Raw genomic sequence first — 20,565 nt, forward strand, 5'->3', positions numbered from 1 at the left:
CACCTCGTTTAAATACAGCACCTTAGGGTTTTAATTCTTATTTTGAAGCCAGAGATTTTAAATGTTCTTCAATGATGCAAGCCGTTTCTTCAATAGATTTATCTGTCATATTGATAACATGTGCTTGATATTTTTGAAATACTTTTTTAGAATAATCCAATTCTTCATAAATTTTTTCTACATCTGTATAGCTTGTAGCTTGTGTCAAACCGAGCGCATCCAAACGGTTACTTCTTACTTTGACCAATTTATCCGGTTCACAAACCAGCCCAATCATTCTTCTTCTATCTACTTTATCCAAGATTTGCGGTAGCGGAACCTCTGGAATCAAGGGAAGATTGGACACTTTGTAACCTTTATTAGCTAAATAGATACTGAGCGGAGTCTTGGAAGTTCGAGAAACTCCTAGAATCACAAGATCTGACTCCAAAAATCCTTGCGGGTTCTTGCCATCATCATATTTAACAGCAAATTCAATAGCTGAAATTTTATTGAAATATTCCGTGTCCAAACTGTGCAGAACTCCCGGAACTTCAATCGGTTGCGTGCCTGTTTTTTCTTTGATGATTTCAAAAAATGGATTCATCAAATCCAGATAAGACAAATGATTGACTCTGCTAAATTCCCTCGCAGTTGCTGCCAAATGACTGTCTACTAAGGTACTAATCACAACTGCGTCATCTTTGATAGCGTCCTGCAAAATATCCAACAATTCAGACTCCTTATTTATAAAAGGGAAACGATAGCTATTATTAAAAATCAAATCTGGGTATTGAGCCATAACGGCTGACAGTAATTTTTGGGATGTTCCTCCCAAAGAATCAGAAATAGCGTAAATGGTAATCTCTTGTTTCATGAAAACTCCTTTTTTATCTATTCACTTCTGTATTTCTAGCTTCTTGGATAATAAAGTCCAACAAGGCTGACTTCGTAATTGTTCCGATAATATGACCTTCATTTTGCTCCTCCACAACAGGCAAGGAATCAATGGCAAAATCCTGCAAAAGTGCCGCAGCTTCAAGGATATTCAAATCTTTATGGCAGGTTTTTATATGTGGCATTCTGGTCATGCAAACGGCTACCGGTGTCACATCAATATTGGCATTGAGCGCCGCTCTTAACAAATCCTTTCGCGACAAAATACCTAGTAGCTGCTTTTTTTCATCTATCACATAGAGAACATCTGCATCATACATAAATAAAGTAATAATGGCATCTTGAATAAACGAATCGTGCGCCACCAATACTGGTGATGTCATGACATCTTCAACTTTCTTCTGAAAAGTATCAAAGAAAAAGAGCATTTCCAAATCCGAACCAGCATAAGTGTAGCCAACTTTCGGACTTGCTTTTAAAATCCCTACTAAGGTTAGAAAGGATAAATCTGAGCGCAAAGTTGCCCTAGACACATCTAACAGTTCTGAGATTTTTTCACCGCTAATCGGTTGATCTTTCTTTACAATCTCAACGATCTCTTTTTGTCGTTTTGTTAATTTCAACTGTTACTCCTTTTAAAAACTTCAATCTTTAATAATCATCATTATGTGTCATATTATAACAAATAGATTCTGATTGTCAATGATTTATGACTGATTCTTTTCTGTTGACAAATATATATGATGTATATTACAATGTATTTGTCTTTTATTATGACATATATTTAATAAATTGGAGGCAAAAATGGATAAATGGATTTATTCTTTTGAAGAAGGACGCGCTGAAGACAAGGCACTACTAGGTGGTAAGGGTGCCAATTTGGCAGAAATGACCCATTTGGAGCTGCCTGTACCTGAGGGATTCACAATTACAACTCAAAGTTGTCTACGTTATTTAGAAACTCCTTCCTTTTTCGAATCTATTTTAAAAGAGGAAGTTTTGAAAGCGGTTACTAAACTAGAAACCAAAACAAATAAATTTTTCATGGGGAATGAACCCTCACTACTACTGGTTTCTGTCCGTAGCGGAGCTAAAATTTCTATGCCTGGTATGATGGACACGATTCTCAATCTTGGACTAAATGACTTGCGTGTTCAGACTTTAGCAGATGCGACAAATGCCAATTTCGCTTACAATTGTTATCGGCGTTTATTGCAGATGTTTGCTGATGTCGTTTACGGCATCCCCAAAGAAGAATTCAACCAATGTTTAGAAAAAACCGAAAAACAATTGAATAAGAAGGTCAATGACTTTTCAAAAGAAGAACACCAATCACTTATTCAACAATATAAAGAAGTCTATCAGGAACACTATCAAAATTTCCCACAAAGCCCTAAAGAGCAACTTTACGCTGCTATCAAAGCGGTATTCAAATCATGGAACAACCCACGCGCTAAAGTTTACCGCGAATTGAACCAAATTCCACATGATTTAGGTACGGCCGTCAATGTTCAGAGTATGGTGTTTGGCAATAGCGATCAAAAAAGTGGCACAGGCGTTGTTTTCACCAGAAATCCTGCTACTGGTGAACCTCATCTGTTTGGGGAATTTCTCCTCAATGCCCAAGGAGAAGATGTCGTAGCTGGTATTCGGACTCCAGAACCGATTGACTCTCTTAAACGAATCTTACCACAGGCCTATGAAGATTTTTGCAACTACGCCAAGATTCTTGAAAAACACTACAAAGATATGCAGGATATTGAATTTACCATTGAAAAAGAAAAGCTTTATATTCTGCAAACGCGAAACGGAAAACGGACGGCTAAAGCAAGCTTAAAAATTGCTTTGGATTTAGTGAACGAAAAAATGATTTCAAAGCAAGAAGCTCTCCTACGAGTCAGTCCTTCTACCATTGACCAACTGATTCACCCTGTTTTTGAAGAAAAAGCTTTAACATCAGCTCATCACTTAACTCAGGGACTTCCTGCTAGTCCAGGTGCCGCAACAGGAGAAATTGTCTTTACTGCCGAGCGCGCCAAAGAATTTCATGCACTTGGAAAGAAAGTGATTTTGGTTCGCCAAGAAACTTCTCCCGAAGACATTGAAGGAATGGTAGTTAGTCAAGCAATCGTGACCAGTCACGGTGGCATGACTTCTCATGCAGCTGTTGTAGCTCGTGGCATGGGCACTTGTTGTGTCGCAGGATGCGGAGAATTATCTATCAATGAAGACGGAAAAACACTTGTATGCAGTAAGGTAACCTTAAAAGAGGGAGACATCCTTTCTGTAGACGGCACTTCCGGCAAACTCTACATTGGAAGCATTCCAACCACTATGATTGATAATAATGACGAATTACAGATGTTCCTTTCTTGGGCAGATGAAATTGCACAGCTAACCGTTCGAGCGAATGCTGAAACCATTCAAGATTTGAAAACAGCTGTTCAATTTGGTGCCAAGGGAATTGGTCTGGCTCGTACAGAGCACATGTTCTTTGGTGAGGAACGGATTTTAGAAATGCGCAGATTGATTTTATCAACGAATGAAATCGAAACTAAGTCTGCTTTAATGACACTTTTAGCTTTCCAAGAAGAAGATTTCTATCAGATGTATCAAACCATTCAAGATAAACCGATGATTGTCCGTTTACTAGATCCGCCTATGCACGAATTTTTGCCAAAAACACAACAGGAAATTGAGCAATTATCCGGGAAATTGCAAGTACCTCTTGATACACTAACGCAGAAAATCACTTCTCTACAAGAAACGAATCCAATGCTGGGACATCGTGGTTGCCGCTTGGGAATTACACAGCCTGAAATTTATAAAATGCAGGTAGAAGCCGTTTTTAATAGCGCTATAAGACTAGCAAAAGAAGGCATGGTCATTAAACCAGAAATCATGATTCCTTTAATCGCAGAAAAGGCAGAGTTGGTTTCAATCAAAACATCTCTTTGTCAGCATATTGATAACATTTTCAAAAAACATCACATGCAGCCATTCCCTTATGAAATCGGTACAATGATTGAACTGCCACGCGCTTGTTTCATCGCAGATCAATTAGCCGAGGAAGCAGACTTCTTTAGTTTTGGTACCAATGATTTGACGCAAATGACCTATGGTTTTTCTCGTGATGATATTGGAAAATTTATCCAGCATTACAAAGAGGGAGAAATCATGTCATTTGATCCATTCCAAACCATTGACCGAGCTGGAGTGGGCGAGCTCATGAAAATAGCTATTTCTAAAGCTCATCAAGTGAAGCCAGAACTTCCCATTGGCATTTGTGGTGAAGTCGGAGGAGATCCAGCTTCTATTCCTTTCTTCCAAGAGATTGGCATTACTTATGTTTCTTGCTCACCTTATCGCGTTCCTGCTGCACGATTAGCTGTTGCGCAAGCACATCTTTTCTAGTTCCTTCCTTATGAGTGAATCAGCTCTTTCTATCTGCTAACAGGACAGACAAGGATGGAGCTGATTTTTTGTAAAAGGTAATTTTTTCAATCAATTTTCAATTGCTTTACATGGAATTTTCAACATTTTGAATTTTTTTAAGACAATTTTAAATAAAGAGGGTATAATGGAGATGAGAAAGGAGATTAGCAACTCACAATGGAAAATTATTCTCGAAAAAACAAAACTTCAAATACAAAAGAAGAAAAAACGCCTACTCGTCATCATATCAAAAAAGGACTTTCTGCTTTTCAGAAGACCCTTGCTACGATTGGGAGTATTCTTGGGATTATCACTGCAACAATTACAATCTTGACTTTCATGAACAATAATAAATCTGATACCAAGACAAAAAGTAGCCAGACGACACAAACAACTATTATCAAAGAAATTCAGAAAGAAACAACAACAGACGGGGCTAAATCTAGCGACACAACAGCTGCAAGTCAAGGCGAGACAGAAACGAGTAGCGCTAGTTCTGACACCACGCAGTCTAGTAATACATCAAGCGACACTAGCTCTAGCCAGACAAGCAGCACAACGACTGACAACGACACAAATACAACTACTTCAAGCTCTAGCAATTAAAAAAGCGGAAGCGAGACAACCAATCAGACTAAGGTCTAGGAGTTGCTCAACTTCCGTTATTTTTTATATTTAATTTTATACTCTCAATGAAAATCAAAAAGTCTGAATAAGATTCACTGCGTGAATCCTGTCCTACAACTCCAACTGGCTTCCAGAAGGTTTTTGATGGAAACCTCAGTTTCTTTATCCGCAGACTTTAACAGTCCGGTGGCTAACAAGGCTCGAAACAATTTTCACGGAGCATTATTTCCGATACATTTTCACTTGAAGATACAAGTCATTATAAATTCCCAACCACTTAGCGCCGAGTTGTTGATAGACCTCTAAGTGCTTCATTGTTTCTTCATCTGGGTAAAAGGCTTTGTCCTCTTGAATTTCTTTTGGCAACATCGCCTTAGCAGGCATGTTAGGTGTTGAGTAACCAACATACAAAGCATTTTTATAGGCATTTTCAGGTCTTAACATAAAGTTAATAAATTGATAAGCAGCTTTTTTATTTTTGACCGTTTTAGGAATGACAATATTATCAAACCAAAGATTGCTGGCTTCTGTTGGGACAACATAGCGAAGCTTGTCATTCTTTTCCAACATTTGCCGTGCTTCACCTGAAAAACTAACGCCAATCGCCGCATTGTTTTGAATCATATAGCCTTTCATTTCGTCTGCTACAATTGCTTTGATATTTGGTGTCAACGTATAAAGCTTATCAACTGCTTCTTGTAATTGCTTAGTATTTTTAGAATTGAGGCTATAACCTAAAGCATTTAACCCAACACCCATTACCTCGCGCGCTCCATCAATCATCATGATAGAGTTTTTATATTCAGGTCGCCACAAATCACTCCAATGCTTAGGAGCTGTTTTGACTAATTCTGTGTTGTAGACAATGCCTAGCGTTCCCCAAAAGTAAGGAATAGAGTATTGATTTTTAGGATCAAATGATTGATTTAAGAACCGTTTGCCAATATTTTCTAGTCCTTTAATCTGAGAATGATCCAACTTTTCTAGTAAGTGTTCCGACATCATTTTAGAAATCATGTATTCACTAGGAATGGCAATATCGTAAGTTGTCCCGCCTTGCTTAATCTTGGTGTACATGGATTCGTTGGAATCAAAAGTTTCATATTGGACTTGGACGCCCGTTTCCTTGGTGAACTTCGTCAGCAACTCTGGATCAATATAGTCTCCCCAATTGTAGATGACCAATTTGTCACCAGAGCCACTTTTTGTCCGACTTTCAATGTGATAACTCACTCCCCAGAGAACAAGGATAATGGCAACAATGCCCATTAAAAATGAATAGAGCTTTTTCATACCGCATCCTCCTTCTCACGAGAAATAAAGTAATAGCCAATCACTAAAAGAATACTAAACAGAAATACCAAAGCAGAAAGAGCATTGATTTCTAGCGAAATTCCTTGCCGAGCCCGCGAGTAAATTTCAACAGACAAGGTTGAGAAGCCATTTCCTGTCACAAAGAAAGTTACTGCAAAATCATCCAAGGAATAGGTAAAAGCCATAAAATACCCTGCAATAATGGCTGGTGTCAAATAGGGCAACATGATTTCTTTTAACATCTGAACTTGGCTTGCCCCTAAATCATAGGCTGCCTTAATCATGTCATCATTCATCTCTTTTAGCCGTGGCAATATCATCAAGACGACGATAGGAATTGAAAAGGCAATATGACTCGCCAGAACAGATAGAAAACCTAATTGAAATTTGATAGTTGTAAAAAGAATTAAGAAACTAGCCCCAATCATGACATCTGGCGCTACCATAAGGATATTATTAACCGATAAAAAGGCATCTTGGTATTTCTTTTTGGCTTGATAAATATAAATGGCACCAAACGTTCCGATTGCTGTTGCAATCAAAGAAGATAGAAAAGCTAGAAAAAAAGTTTGTGCCAAAATGAGCATCAGGCGAGTATCACTAAACATATTTTGAAAATGCGTCAGACTAAAGCCTGTAAACTTGCTCATATCATCGCCAGCATTAAACGCATAGCCAATCAAATAAAAAATCGGCAAATAAAGAATTAAGAAGACGACTGTTAAATAAATACTAGCAGTTTTTTTCATCGTTCTCCCCTTTCTTTCGTTGCCCACATGATAACGAGCATGGCTACAATCAAGACAACACCAATGGTTGAGCCCATGCCCCAATTTTGTGTAGTCAGAAAGTGCTGCTCAATGGCTGTACCTAGCGTAATAACGCGATTGCCACCGATCAAACGCGTCAGCATAAAAAGACTGAGACTGGGAATAAAGACAGACTGCACACCACTTCTCACGCCATTCATAGATAAAGGAAAAACGACACGACGGAAGGTTTCCCAACGATTGGCACCAAGGTCATAGCTAGCATTGATCAGATTTTGATCCATATCCTCTAAAACATTAAAAATCGGCAATATCATAAAGGGCAGCTCAATATAGCTGGCTACAAAAATAAAAGAGAAATCTGTAAACAGGATTTGTTGAGCACCTATCCCAATAAAACTTAAAAATTGATTGACAGAGCCATTTTGTCCGAAAATCCCAATAAAAGCATAAGCTTTGAGAAGCAGATTGACCCAGGTCGGCAAGATGATGAGCATCAACCAAAGCTGTCTGTGCTTTAGTTGCGTCAATAAAAATGCAGTTGGGTAACTGATTACTAAAGTGACAACTGTGATAATCCCCGCATATAAAACAGAGTTCAAACTCATTTTGAGATAAGTCAGATTTTGCGAAGTGAAGTAAGTCTTGTAGTTTTCAAGGGTGAAATGACCTTCGATATTGAAAAACGACTGCCAAACAATCATGGCAACAGGCGCCAATACAAATAATAAAATCCAAAGAATATAAGGAGCAACAAAAAGATTAGAGGTTGTTTTCTTCATCGCGCTCCTCCTCAATGGCATTGATTAAGCCAGCTTCTTGCTCTTCCATTTCCACATATTCTTCAATTCGAGCATCGAACTCTTCCTCTGTTTCATTAAGCCGCATGATATGAATGTCTTCTGGTTCAAAGTCCAGCCCAATCTCTTCTCCGACAATGGCCTTGCGAGTCGAATGAATCATCCACTCATTGCCCAATTCATCATAAGCGATAATCTCATAATGCACGCCACGGAAAAGCTGCGTATCAACCTTAACTTGCAGTTTTCCTTCTTCCGGAAGTGTAATCCGCAAATCTTCTGGACGAATGACGACTTCCACCTGCTCATTAGGACGCATTCCTCCGTCAACGGCTTCAAATCGTTTGCCATTAAATTCAACCAAATAGTCTTCAATCATCTTTCCAGGAAGAATATTGGATTCCCCGATAAACGTTGCTACAAAGTGATTGATAGGTTCATCATATATATCAACAGGTGTCCCTGACTGCACAATCTCCCCGTCATTCATCACAAAAATCCAGTCGCTCATGGCCAGTGCTTCTTCTTGGTCATGGGTGACAAAGACAAAAGTAATCCCTAGACGCTGCTGTAATTCCCGCAATTCATACTGCATGTCTGTTCGCAACTTCAAATCCAGTGCAGATAAAGGCTCATCTAGCAAAACGACACGCGGTTCATTGACAATAGCACGCGCAATAGCAACCCGTTGGCGTTGTCCACCGGACAATTTACGAATAGAGCGTTTCTCAAAACCATCCAAACGCACCATTTTCAGGACTTCTGCAACCCGTCGCTCTATTTCTTGTTTTTCAACTTTACGCAAACGCAACGGAAATGCCACATTTTCAAAAACAGTCATGTGCGGAAAAAGGGCATAGGACTGAAACACCGTATGCACATCACGTTTGTTGGTCGGAATATCGTTGATTCGGACGCCGTCAAGAAAAACATCACCGCTGGACGCATCCAACAAGCCAGCGATGATATTTAGAATGGTTGATTTTCCTGATCCAGAAGCACCTAAAAGAGTGTAAAACTTCCCTTCTTCTAATTCAAAATTGATGTCTTTTAAGACGACTGTATTATTATCCTCAAAAACTTTTGATACGTTTTTAAATTCAATGATTGGTTTGTTCAATTGCCATAAATTCCTTCTTTTTCATAGATTGACAGATTAAAGTCTTGTCCTGACTGATTTTTTTAGAGAATAATATGAATGTTGCCGCTAGAGACACTCATTTCTCGCCAATAATGCGGACTTCTCTTTCCAAAGTCACACCAGAATGAACTTTCACTGTCTCAATCACATGTGCAATCAAATTTTCATAATCTGCTGCAGTTCCATTATCAACATTGACCATAAAACCTGCATGTTTTGTCGAAACTTCTACCCCACCAATGCGGTACCCTTTTAAATTTGCTTCACTAATCAATTGCCCTGCGAAATACCCCACCGGACGTTTAAAAACAGAGCCACAAGAAGGATACTCTAAAGGCTGCTTCAATTGACGAAGGTGGGTCAAACGTTCCATTTCTTGACGAATCACACGGTGCATACCTGGTGCTAAGGCAAAATTGGCAGAAATCACCACATCACCTGTCTGTTGAACATATGAACGGCGATAACCAAATTTCATATCTTGTGCACTGATATTTTTGATTTCTCCATCACGTGTCAGCACCTTACAAGAAAGTAAAATATGAGCAATTTCGCCACCATAAGCACCAGCATTCATAAAGACAGCTCCGCCAATGCTCCCTGGAATCCCGCAAGCAAACTCAAAACCTGTTAAGCTATGATGAAGTGCAATGTGTGTCGTTTCGATGAGATTAGCACCTGCTTCTGCTTCAATGGTGTAGCCATCCACTGCAACACCATTTAATTTATCAAACATAATCACAAAACCACGAATACCACCATCACGAACGATGATATTGCTAGCATTTCCTAGTACCATCCAAGGAATCTGCTCCCGATTAGCAAATTTCACCACTCGTGCCAATTCATAACGATTTCGCGGAAAAACCAGATAATCGGCAGCTCCACCTACTTTTGTATAAGTGTATTGTTTCAAAGGTTCATCAAAACGGATATCAATTCCGTTCAATTCTGATTTTAAAATTTCTAAAGTTGACATTTTTTCTCTCTCTTAAACAAAATTCAATCTATTATACCAAATTTAGCAAATATTTACGATAGAATAAAGAAAAATATTTCCCTTACGAATCCGAAAAATGCTTGTACGTCCTTATTCGTGATTTTTATGAGCTATGAAAAAAGAGCGGGGAAGCTGTCATTGCATAGAAACCAACTTCTTCTCACTCTTTTCAATTTAAGTTTGAATATCACATTCTCTCAGTTCTTAAAGGTTTCTTTTAAACTTTCTATTTACGTAAACTCCATGTCTTTTCAATATAAGGAGGAAGCTTTATTAGGGTTTCTCGATTACCTTCAAGTGCAATAAGATAAACTTTCTCGTCCTTTTTGAAAATTCAACTAACCAGATACTGCCCTGATTTCATGATGATATTTACTTGATAGGCTTCGTTACCTGCAACCGCTCCTTTTGAGCCCCAAACTCTATTTACATTTTTATTGTTTTGCCAATTATAATAAATACGATTGGCAATTGTCTGAGCTGTAAACTCTTCTCTTTCTTGAATCTTAGCTTTTTCTTTCGTGTAAGCATTCATAGTTACAATATTGTAGCCAGAACCATCCGTATATTGAATACTGTCGCCACCATCAACATCCCTAAATTTCAACCAATTTTTTGGAATGTCAATATAGCCATAATCATCTGAGCCTACACGTTGCATTTCTTCCATCTTCACATCTTTTTTCATAACATTTGATGAACTTGAGCTACTGCTTTCTTTTGCAGATACTTTACTTGACGAAGATGACTGTTGTGATGATTTTGGTTTATTCCCTCCGCTTGAACTACATGCCTCTAGTGTAAAGATAAGGAGTACTGCTAAAAATAAAATCAGCCAGCTCTTTTTCTTCTTCATAACCAATTCCTTCTATATTTTTATTTCAGCATATTTATTTGAAGTTCACAACTATTTTACGGCACAAGAAAAGCGAGCATTCCACTCTCTTTATAGCTTTGGTACAATATCACTCATCATCCATGCTGAGGACGCTGAGGAACGCTTCTTGTGGCACTTCAACAGATCCGATGGCTTTCATCCGCTTCTTACCAGCCTTTTGTTTTTCCAAGAGCTTACGTTTACGGGAAACATCTCCACCATAACATTTTGCCAAGACATTCTTGCGCAAAGCTTTGATATCTGTCCGTGCCACAATTTTCTGACCAATTGCTGCCTGAATCGGCACTTCAAATTGCTGACGCGGAATAATTTTCTTTAATTTTTCAACAATCAATTTTCCGCGTTCATAGGCAAATTCCTTGTGAACAATGAAGCTAAGAGCATCTACTTTGTCACCATTAAGGAGAATATCCATTTTAACGAGACTCGACTTGCGGTATTCTGAGATTTCATAGTCAAAGCTAGCATAACCACGAGTTGAGGATTTTAGTTTGTCAAAGAAATCAAAGACAATTTCTGCCAACGGGATTTGGTAGATGACATTGACTCGATTTTCATCGATATAGTCCATAGTCACAAAGTCACCGCGTTTACGCTGAGCCAATTCCATCACCGCTCCGACAAATTCCTGCGGCACCATAATCTGTGCTTTGACATAAGGCTCTTCAATGGAATCAATCTTGGTCGGTTCTGGAAATTCGCTCGGATTGGAAACATCAAGGGATTCGCCGTCTGTCATATTAACCTTGTAGATAACCGACGGTGCCGTCATAATCAGATCAATATTAAACTCACGCTCCAAACGCTCCTGAATGACGTCCATGTGCAACAAGCCCAAGAAGCCACAGCGGAAGCCAAAACCTAAAGCTTGAGAAGTTTCGGGCTCAAATTGAAGACTAGCATCATTAAGCTGAAGTTTTTCCAAAGCTTCCCGCAAATCATTATATTTATTGGACTCAATCGGATAAAGTCCAGCAAAAACCATCGGGTTCATCTGCTTGTAGCCATGAAGTGGTTCATCTGCTGGATTGTCCACTAAGGTCACCGTATCGCCAACCCGAGTATCTTGAACGGTCTTGATCGAAGCTGCGATATAACCAACATCACCTGTTGCGAGGAAATCTCGTCCAACAGCTTTTGGAGTAAAAATACCAACTTCAGTCACATCAAAGGTCTTGCCATTGCTCATGAGCTGAATGGTATCACCTGGCTTCACAACTCCGTCCATCACGCGTACTTGCAGAATAACTCCACGATAAGCATCATAAACCGAGTCAAAAATAAGGGCTTTGAGTGGAGCGGTCACATCTCCTGTCGGCGCAGGAACTTTCTCCACGATTTGCTCTAGAATCTCTTCAATCCCGATACCAGCTTTAGCCGAAGCCAACACAGCTTCGCTTGCGTCCAAACCAATGACATCTTCAATCTCAGTCCGTACTCGCTCTGGATCAGCAGCAGGCAAGTCAATTTTATTGATAACCGGCAAAATTTCTAAATCATTATCCAAGGCGAGGTAGACATTGGCTAAAGTTTGTGCTTCAATGCCTTGTGCTGCATCAACCACCAAAACAGCTCCTTCACAAGCTGCCAAAGAACGAGAGACCTCATAAGTAAAGTCCACATGCCCTGGTGTGTCAATCAAGTGGAAAATATAAGTTTCGCCGTCCTTAGCAGTATAGTTGAGTTCAATCGCATTGAGCTTAATGGTAATGCCCCGCTCCCGCTCCAAATCCATGCTATCCAAAAGCTGATCCTGCATTTCTCGACTCGAAACCGTATCCGTTGCTTCCAAGATTCTGTCTGCCAAAGTTGATTTACCGTGATCAATATGCGCGATAATGGAGAAATTTCGAATTTTCTCCTGCCGCTTTTTTAATTCATCTAAGTTCATTTTTCTCATCCTTTTCGGGTATTCTATTTATTATAACATAAGAAAGGTGACTTTTACCAGTCTTGAAAAAGCATTCCATATCCCGTTTCATTTGTGCTATAATAGAAATAAATATATTTACAGAAACGAGAATGCTATGATTAAACTAATCGCATTAGATATGGACGGTACGCTTTTAAATAGTCAAAAAGAAATTCCCAAGGCACATATTCAAGCAATTCATCAAGCTGTCGAACATGGAGTAAAGCTGGTTCTTTGTACAGGTCGCCCTCTAGTCGGAGTGAAACCTTATTATGAACAATTAGGACTGAGTGGAGATAATGAATATGTCATTATCAATAACGGCTGCTCCACTCATCAAACAAAGGATTGGAAGCTTGTTGCTTGGAAAGAGTTGAGTGTGGAAGACATTCTTTACTTGGATAAAATTTCCAAGCAAACTCCTGCCCAATTGACTCTTTTTGATGAAGAACGTTATTTAGTAGTAGACGAAAAGCCAAGTGAGTTAGTCACTTATGACGCTAGCCTTGTTTTTACAACCCCCACAGAAATCAGCCTCAAAGAAGCTATCAATGGCAAGAATATCATGTTTCAAGCTATGTTTCTAGCACAGCCTGATGAGTTAGATACCTTTGAAAAGCAATTTGCAAGCCAGATTTGCCAGCATTTCAGTGGCGTTCGTTCCCAACCAGTCATTTACGAAGCCATGCCCAAAGGCACTACTAAAGCGACTGCTCTTAGGGAATTAGCTCAACGATTAGATATCAAGCCCCAAGAAATTATGGCACTTGGTGACGCCAATAATGACATCGAAATGTTAGAGTTTGCAGGTTTTGGTGTAGCTATGGGAAATTCTAGCGACTATGTCAAAAAACTCGCTGATTACGTTACAGATAGCAATGATGAAAACGGTGTTGCCACAGCTATTGAAAAACTCATTTTAAATAACTAATAGGATGAATCATGAGATTCTTTTCAAGTTCATGATTTTTATTGAGAATATTGTCATTCTTTCACTATTTGTAAATAGCCTTCCCTCTCAAAATATGATACACTAATTACATCTATGCAAAAAGGAGAACTTATGAACTACCCTACTCTTTTAGAACGTTTTTTGACTTATGTAAAAGTAAATACGCGCTCAGACGAGACCTCCGCTACTACTCCCAGCACCCAGAGTCAGGTGGACTTTGCGACTAATATCCTTATCCCTGAGATGAAGCGGGTCGGCTTGGAAAATGTCTACTACTTACCAAATGGCTACGCTATCGGTACTCTTCCTGCAAATGACTCAAGTTTCACACACAAGATTGGTCTCATTTCCCACATGGACACCGCAGATTTCAACGCAGAAGGTGTCAATGCACAAATTATTGAAAATTATGATGGTGAAGTGATTCCGCTTGGGCAGTCTGGTTTTAATCTTGACCCTGCTGATTTTGCTAGTTTGAAAAAATACAAAGGACAAACCTTGATTACAACCGATGGAACGACTCTTCTTGGATCTGATGATAAATCAGGTATTGCTGAAATTATGACAGCAATTGAATATCTAGCAGCTCATCCTGACATCAAACACTGCGAAATTCGAGTTGGCTTTGGTCCAGATGAAGAAATCGGTATCGGAGCTGACAAGTTTGATGCGGCAGATTTCGATGTGGATTTTGCTTATACGATTGACGGTGGACCGCTCGGAGAACTTCAATTTGAAACCTTTAGCGCAGCCGCAGCTGACATTACTTTCCAAGGACGCAATGTCCACCCAGGCACTGCCAAAGGACAAATGATTAACGCTCTGCAATTAGCCATTGACTTTCATAATCAATTGCCAGAAGGTGCTCGACCAGAGCTGACAGACGGCTACGAGGGCTTCTACCACCTTATGAATGTAGAAGGAACTGTCGAAGAAGCAAAAGCAAGTTATATCATTCGTGACTTCGACACAGCAACTTTTGAGCAACGCAAAGAACTGATGCGCTCTATTGCCGATAAGATGAATGCAACGCTTGGAGGCGAACGTGTTCAGTTAGAGCTTAAAGATCAATACTACAATATGCGCCAAGTCATTGAAAAAGACATGACACCTATCAATATTGCAAAGGCTGTTATGGAAAAATTGGACATCAAACCGATTATCGAACCTATTCGTGGCGGAACAGACGGCTCAAAGATTTCCTTTATGGGCATTCCGACACCAAATATCTTTGCTGGTGGTGAAAATATGCATGGACGCTTTGAATATGTCAGTCTGCAAACAATGGAACACGCCGTTGATACTATTATTGGTATCGTTTCTTACAAAGACTAACATTCCATAACTCTATCAAAAAATTGCAACTCTCATCAAAGCTGAGTTGCAATTTTAATTTATCTTCTGCGAATGTATTGCACCATTCTAAAAGTTAAAAATGCTAGTAAAATAATAGCTACGAGCCAGATTGTTTTCAACAAATAAAATTGTATCAAATAAGTGGAAACAATCGCTCCTGTCACAAAACTTCCTAATAAAGCAACGAAGAAAATGCCTTCTGCTAAGCAAGTTTTTTCTTTTGTCCGCACATAAGTACCAAAAGCTACCATTGTTTTTTTTGATATTGCCTGTCATAAAAGAATTATTGTAGACAATGCCGTCCACTTCACCAAAAGCTGTTGCCACCAACCCCATACAAAAACCAATCGGCGGAACAATGAAAAGATTAGACACGGTTGCTGGTAGAAATCCTGTAAGCCCACAAAACAAAATCAGTGGAGAATGCTGGATAAGCGCCATAAAGAATTTTCAAAGTTATTTTTGAAAATAGTTAGCACAAAAATGCCTAGCATAAAAGCCAGCATCGTTGCCAACTTCACTTCTATTTCCCTTGTCTCATGATGAATCAATTCAACTGACAAGAAAACAACATTTCCTGTTTGGCCCGCAACCAATATACCGCCTCTTTCAATAAATGTATAAGCATCAATAAATCCCGCACAAAAAGTCAGCAGACAGGCAAAAAATTTCGAGTGCGAATGAAACTCTCTTTTTCTTTTTACATTATTTATCATCATCACCTAAAAAGTCTAGCACTCCCTCACTAGACTTCCTTTCTATTGCTCTCTTGCTTCTTGCAAGATTTTTTCAATTTTCGTTGTAATCAAATCAATCGCCACTGTATTAGAAGCTCCTTCTGGAATAATCACATCCGCATAGCGCTTGGTAGGCTCAATAAATTGATGATACATGGGTTTTACCACACCTAAATATTGCTCAATGACACTATCTAAACTACGTCCACGCTCATCCATATCTCGCTTAATCCTGCGAATGATCCGAACATCATCATCTGTATCCACAAAAATCTTAATGTCCATTAAATCACGTAAGCGTTTGTCCTCTAAAACCATAATTCCTTCTACAATAAAGACATCCTGTGGGTCTTGACGATACGTTTTATCACTGCGTGTATGAGCTGTATAGTCATACGTCGGAATATCTACCGGACGTCCTGCCAATAATTCCTTGATTTGCGCAATCATCAAATCTGTATCAAAAGCAAAAGGATGGTCATAGTTGGTCTTGATTCGTTCTTCAAATGTCAAATGAGATTGGTCCTTATAATAAGAATCATGCTCAATCATAGCAATCTTTTCATTTGGAAAATTTGATAGAATAGCTCTCGAAACACTGGTTTTTCCACCACCAGATCCACCAGTCACGCCAATAATAATCGGTCTATTTTGCATTATTCACTCCATTTTTTCTCATCTTATCTATTTTACAACAAATCATGATATAATGAAAGAGGTAAATCAAAATAAATGACAAGATAAAAAATAAGGAGAAAACGATGTTAAAACTCGGAACGATTGGAACTGGAGACATTGTTCACCAATTTGTCAAGGCTGCTCATGCTACAAAAGAGTACCAATTGACTACGGTGTATTCACGGACGATACAAGCTGCTCAAGCATTTGCCAGTCATTATGAAAATGTAGATTGCTACACAGATATGGCTGATTTTTTAACTAGTGATGTAGACATTATTTATATTGCAAGCCCCAACTCTCTGCATTTCCCACAAGCAAAAGCTGCTATTTTAGCAGGCAAACATGTGATTGTGGAAAAGCCTGCTGTCTCACGCCCAGAAGAATGGGCTGAATTGGTAGCATTAGCTCAAGAACAACATGTGTACATTTTTGAAGCGGCTCGAAACTATCATGAGCAATCATTTGACGTCATTTCAGAGTTTCTCAAAAACAAAACCATTCTTGGAGCGCATTTCACCTATGCGAAGTATTCTTCCAAAATGCCAGCTCTGTTAGCTGGACAAAAGCCAAACGTCTTTTCGGCGAAATTTTCAGGCGGTGCTCTAATGGACTTAGGCATTTATCCTGTCTATACAGCCATACGACTTTTTGGAGCACCAGAAAATGCCTGTTACACCGCTCAGCAGTTACCAAATACTGTTGATCTAAATGGAGTAGGAAGCTTAATCTATCCAGAATTTCAAGTAACTATCCAAACCGGAAAAAATATCAATAGTTTTTTCCCTGCTGAAATTTATACAACAGACGGTACACTGACCTTAAATTCGATTGAATTCATTACTTCGGCTGTTTTTCAAGATTTAAATAAAGAGAAAAAGACTCTTGAAATTGTGCGCTCTTCTCACACCATGGCAGAAGAAGCCAAACGATTCGCTCAAGTATTGAGCGGTGAGATAAAACAAGAAATTTACCAAAACTGGCTAGACGCTGCTGCTGCCGTGCATAAAACTCTGTTTAGCATGCGGCAAGATGCTGGTATTAGATTTGAGGCTGATCATGACAACAACTAATTTCCCTCAAAGTTGGCAAGACCAACTTACCAAACTTGGCTTTGAGTATTTAACTCCCATTCAAGAACAACTCTTTCAACCTATTACAGAGGGTGAAAATGTCCTTGGAATAAGCCCTACCGGAACTGGAAAAACACTTGCCTATCTTTTTCCTAGTCTTCTAAAACTAAAGCCTAAGAAATCCCAGCAATTACTTATCTTGGCTCCCAATACTGAGCTAGCTGGACAAATTTTCGACGTCACCAAAACATGGGCTGAACTACTTGGCTTAACAGCTCAGCTCTTTCTATCTGGCTCCAGCCAAAAACGACAAATTGAACGGTTAAAAAAAGGCCCTGAAATTCTCATCGGGACGCCAGGACGCATTTTTGAACTCATCAAACTAAGAAAAATCAAAATGATGAATGTTGATACAATCATTCTGGATGAATTTGATCAATTGCTTAGTGATTCACAATATCACTTTGTTGACAAAATTATTCACTATGTACCTCGTGAACATCAATTGATTTATATGAGTGCTACTGCTAAATTTGAGCAGGATAAAATTGTTGAAAATACAATCCAAATCAAAACAGAAAATCAACAACTTGATAATATTCGTCATTTTTATATGCAAGTTAAACAGCGCGACAAAGTTGAATATTTGCGAAAGCTCGCTTATGTCTCAGAATTTCGTGCGCTTATCTTTTTCAATGCCCTCTCAGACTTAGGAAATGCTGAGGAAAAACTACAATATCGTCACATTCAAGCTGTGTCTCTGGCAAGTGATGTCAATGTCAAATTCCGCAAAGTCATCTTGGGGCAATTTAAAAACGACGAACTTACACTCTTACTTGCTACTGACTTGGTAGCTAGAGGAATTGACATTGATTCTCTCGAATGTGTCATCAACTATGACCTGCCTCGCGATTTTGAAACCTATACCCACCGCGCCGGACGAACCGGTCGTATGGGCAAAGAGGGCTATGTCATTACATTCATCAGCCACCCAGAAGAATTAAAAACACTAAAAAAATATGCCCACGTTCAAGAAATTATCTTAAAAAATCGTGAACTCTATGTGAAATAAAAAGAGTATAGAAAAAGGATAGGAAGTAACCATTTCTATCCTTTTTTTCTATCTAATTTGCACCGTAATACAGCCGATGTCCTTCCAATTGATGATTCAGAAGTTCACTAACTGTAACCAAAGTGTACCCATTCTTTTGCAAATATTCAATCACACTCGGCAAGGCATTAATGGTTGTTTGATGAATATCATGCATTAAAATGATTGATCCTGGACAAGTCTGCTTTTTCACTTGCTCCATGATAGACCCAGTATTGCGATTTTTCCAATCCAAGCTATCCACATTCCACATGATAAAAGACATATCAACAGCATTTCGGATTGCATCGTTGCTAGCTCCATAGGGTGGACGCATCATTTTTGGACTCTCTCCGATAACAGCCCGAAGTGCTGCTTGTGTATCCTCAATCTGTTTTTTTGCTTGCTCAAGAGCAAGAGTTGGTAATTGTGGATGACTCCAACTATGATTGCCAATCTCATGCCCCTCATCATGAACACGTTTGACAAGTTGCTCATTTCCAGCTACATTTTTCCCCAACATGAAAAAAGTTCCTTTGACATGGTATTTGGCTAAAATATCCAAAGCCTGCGGTGTCGTTGCTGCATTGGGACCATCGTCAAACGTCAAAGCTACTAATTTTTGCTGTTTTTTAGCTTGATAGGACTGATAAGCTGCCAAATCCTCTCCCTTTAAATAATGCTCATCAATTACCTCATATAAGGCTGGTAAGGCGATTTCCACCTTTGAAACTCGCTCATTGTTTTTATAAAATAGATTGAGTTTTCCTTTTTCATAACTGAATGTCCATTGGGAGATATCTCTTGTTTGAAATGCTTGTAGAATCTTCTGTCCTTCTGTTTTATGGAGAGCGGTGATTTTCTGCTGCATTTCTTCTAGCAATAACTTTTTGGCTTGCTCAACATTTTTAAAAAGTCGATTTAAGCTAAACAATTTATTGTCAGACGACATGTAAAGCGAGTCCAAAACCTCTTCTCTAGCCTTTCCAACTTTCGTAGTTAACACTGGATAAGAGATTCGCTTGATGTCAACTTGCTTTACTCCAGAAAAATTTGTCTCTGTAAAATGACTCACATAAAAAATAAGGTTATCGTATTGCGATACTTGACTTTGTTTATCTGAAAATTTCTGAATATCGGCATTGATTTTCTCTTTAATAACACCAATATCTTGCTTGCTCTCTGTTAATGGATAGTAAGACGTAATGAGCTGACTTCCTACACGTCCTGTCTGCTTTCGTACTGAACCATAATGATATTTTGTATCTGTCCTTTTCAGAACTTGTGAAATTTGTCGATTTAATTTTCTTTCTTGTAGCAATTTTCTAATCCGAAAACTCCCAAAAATAATAATCATTAAAAAAGCGACATTTAGGACAATGAGAAGTATTTTTTTCACTACACTACCTTTCTACCTCGTCTCTTTCGTTTAAAAAAGACTTTACCTACTAAAAAAGGCTAAAATAATTTCAAGCCTTTCATTTTCAATTATTTACAAACTTATAAAGTTTTTTCTTGAATCACTTCAACTTTATAACCATCCGGATCCTTAATAAAGTAATAATTCGGCTTTGTTCCAGGAAGTCCATTTGGCTGTGTAACCTCATATCCTTTAGCAGTGTGTTCAGCGTGAAGCTGTAGCAAATCAGCCGTACTCAAAGCCACATGAGCAAAACCATCGCCAATCACATAAGGTCCGTGTCCATAATTATAAGTTAATTCCAACTCATAATCATCACCTTCAAGTCCCAAATAAACAATTGTAAATTGATGTTCTGGGAAGTCCTTGCGCCGTAATTCTTTAAATTCAAATGCATCTGCATAAAATGCAATAGATTTTTCTAGATCTTCCACTCGCAAGCACGTATGCAACATTTTAGAAGCCATAGCATCCTCCTTTGCTTTT

General features: G+C 38.8%; 17 protein-coding genes and 2 pseudogenes. 6 read left to right on the forward strand and 13 right to left on the reverse strand.

The window, feature by feature from the left end; all coding sequences use genetic code 11:
• Positions 1-37: 37 nt before the first annotated feature.
• Together HMPREF2574_RS01705 and HMPREF2574_RS01710 are read right to left on the reverse strand one after the other, a co-directional pair.
• Positions 38-856: a pyruvate, water dikinase regulatory protein gene (locus HMPREF2574_RS01705; protein ID WP_070812117.1), complete on the reverse strand. Its 819-nt coding sequence runs from the start codon at positions 854-856 to the stop codon at positions 38-40.
• A 13-nt stretch (positions 857-869) separates the two neighbouring features.
• On the reverse strand, positions 870-1,499 hold the full coding sequence (locus HMPREF2574_RS01710) for a CBS domain-containing protein (protein ID WP_070812118.1): 630 nt from the start codon (positions 1,497-1,499) through the stop codon (positions 870-872).
• A 181-nt stretch (positions 1,500-1,680) separates the two neighbouring features.
• On the opposite strand from HMPREF2574_RS01710, the gene ppdK reads away from it, so the two are divergent.
• Positions 1,681-4,290: a pyruvate, phosphate dikinase gene (gene ppdK, locus HMPREF2574_RS01715; RefSeq protein ID WP_070812119.1), complete on the forward strand. Its 2,610-nt coding sequence runs from the start codon at positions 1,681-1,683 to the stop codon at positions 4,288-4,290.
• 198 nt (positions 4,291-4,488) lie between these two features.
• Complete coding sequence (locus HMPREF2574_RS01720; RefSeq protein WP_003034958.1) at positions 4,489-4,917, forward strand: DUF6556 family protein; 429 nt, start codon at positions 4,489-4,491, stop codon at positions 4,915-4,917.
• 243 nt (positions 4,918-5,160) lie between these two features.
• On the opposite strand, the gene HMPREF2574_RS01725 is transcribed toward HMPREF2574_RS01720, so the two are convergent.
• The 7 genes and pseudogenes from HMPREF2574_RS01725 to lepA form a co-directional block, all read right to left on the reverse strand.
• Complete coding sequence (locus tag HMPREF2574_RS01725; protein ID WP_024051798.1) at positions 5,161-6,231, reverse strand: ABC transporter substrate-binding protein; 1,071 nt, start codon at positions 6,229-6,231, stop codon at positions 5,161-5,163.
• A complete protein-coding gene (locus HMPREF2574_RS01730; protein ID WP_022525953.1) occupies positions 6,228-7,001 on the reverse strand; it encodes an ABC transporter permease in 774 nt (257 codons plus the stop codon). The genes HMPREF2574_RS01725 and HMPREF2574_RS01730 overlap by 4 nt, the downstream gene beginning before the upstream one ends.
• Positions 6,998-7,804 carry an ABC transporter permease gene (locus HMPREF2574_RS01735; RefSeq protein ID WP_024051800.1) on the reverse strand — a complete coding sequence of 269 codons (807 nt, stop codon included), beginning with the start codon at positions 7,802-7,804 and terminating at the stop codon, positions 6,998-7,000. The genes HMPREF2574_RS01730 and HMPREF2574_RS01735 overlap by 4 nt, the downstream gene beginning before the upstream one ends.
• Complete coding sequence (locus tag HMPREF2574_RS01740; protein WP_021001568.1) at positions 7,785-8,942, reverse strand: ABC transporter ATP-binding protein; 1,158 nt, start codon at positions 8,940-8,942, stop codon at positions 7,785-7,787. The genes HMPREF2574_RS01735 and HMPREF2574_RS01740 overlap by 20 nt, the downstream gene beginning before the upstream one ends.
• 97 nt (positions 8,943-9,039) lie before the next feature.
• On the reverse strand, positions 9,040-9,942 hold the full coding sequence (murB, locus tag HMPREF2574_RS01745; RefSeq protein WP_070812120.1) for a UDP-N-acetylmuramate dehydrogenase: 903 nt from the start codon (positions 9,940-9,942) through the stop codon (positions 9,040-9,042).
• 247 nt (positions 9,943-10,189) lie between these two features.
• A pseudogene (locus HMPREF2574_RS01750) lies at positions 10,190-10,819 on the reverse strand (hypothetical protein).
• Between the two features lie 109 nt (positions 10,820-10,928).
• Positions 10,929-12,752 (reverse strand): translation elongation factor 4, encoded by a 1,824-nt coding sequence (gene lepA / locus HMPREF2574_RS01755; protein ID WP_070812121.1) that lies wholly within the window; start codon positions 12,750-12,752, stop codon positions 10,929-10,931.
• A gap of 136 nt (positions 12,753-12,888) precedes the next feature.
• Here lepA and HMPREF2574_RS01760 point away from each other — a divergent pair, with 136 nt between their 5' ends.
• Complete coding sequence (locus HMPREF2574_RS01760; RefSeq protein WP_070812122.1) at positions 12,889-13,704, forward strand: Cof-type HAD-IIB family hydrolase; 816 nt, start codon at positions 12,889-12,891, stop codon at positions 13,702-13,704.
• 132 nt (positions 13,705-13,836) lie between these two features.
• A complete protein-coding gene (gene pepT / locus HMPREF2574_RS01765) occupies positions 13,837-15,060 on the forward strand; it encodes a peptidase T (RefSeq protein WP_024051806.1) in 1,224 nt (407 codons plus the stop codon).
• A gap of 59 nt (positions 15,061-15,119) precedes the next feature.
• Here pepT and HMPREF2574_RS01770 read toward each other — a convergent pair.
• Together HMPREF2574_RS01770 and udk are read right to left on the reverse strand one after the other, a co-directional pair.
• A pseudogene (locus tag HMPREF2574_RS01770) lies at positions 15,120-15,800 on the reverse strand (YoaK family protein).
• A 39-nt stretch (positions 15,801-15,839) separates the two neighbouring features.
• On the reverse strand, positions 15,840-16,475 hold the full coding sequence (gene udk / locus HMPREF2574_RS01775; protein ID WP_003032866.1) for a uridine kinase: 636 nt from the start codon (positions 16,473-16,475) through the stop codon (positions 15,840-15,842).
• A 104-nt stretch (positions 16,476-16,579) separates the two neighbouring features.
• On the opposite strand from udk, the gene HMPREF2574_RS01780 reads away from it, so the two are divergent.
• Entirely contained in the window at positions 16,580-17,569 is a 990-nt protein-coding gene (locus tag HMPREF2574_RS01780; protein ID WP_024051809.1) for a Gfo/Idh/MocA family protein, read from the forward strand.
• Positions 17,556-18,641, forward strand: coding sequence for a DEAD/DEAH box helicase (locus HMPREF2574_RS01785; RefSeq protein ID WP_024051810.1), 1,086 nt, complete (start codon positions 17,556-17,558; stop codon positions 18,639-18,641). The genes HMPREF2574_RS01780 and HMPREF2574_RS01785 overlap by 14 nt, the downstream gene beginning before the upstream one ends.
• A gap of 52 nt (positions 18,642-18,693) precedes the next feature.
• Here the strand turns inward: HMPREF2574_RS01785 and HMPREF2574_RS01790 are convergent, their stop codons facing one another.
• Complete coding sequence (locus tag HMPREF2574_RS01790; RefSeq protein WP_042753984.1) at positions 18,694-20,058, reverse strand: polysaccharide deacetylase family protein; 1,365 nt, start codon at positions 20,056-20,058, stop codon at positions 18,694-18,696.
• A gap of 101 nt (positions 20,059-20,159) precedes the next feature.
• Positions 20,160-20,546 (reverse strand): lactoylglutathione lyase, encoded by a 387-nt coding sequence (locus HMPREF2574_RS01795; RefSeq protein WP_021001558.1) that lies wholly within the window; start codon positions 20,544-20,546, stop codon positions 20,160-20,162.
• Between the last annotated feature and the right edge of the window lie 19 nt (positions 20,547-20,565).

This window comes from Streptococcus sp. HMSC034E12 (genome assembly GCF_001835915.1).
Lineage (GTDB): Bacteria > Bacillota > Bacilli > Lactobacillales > Streptococcaceae > Streptococcus > Streptococcus vaginalis.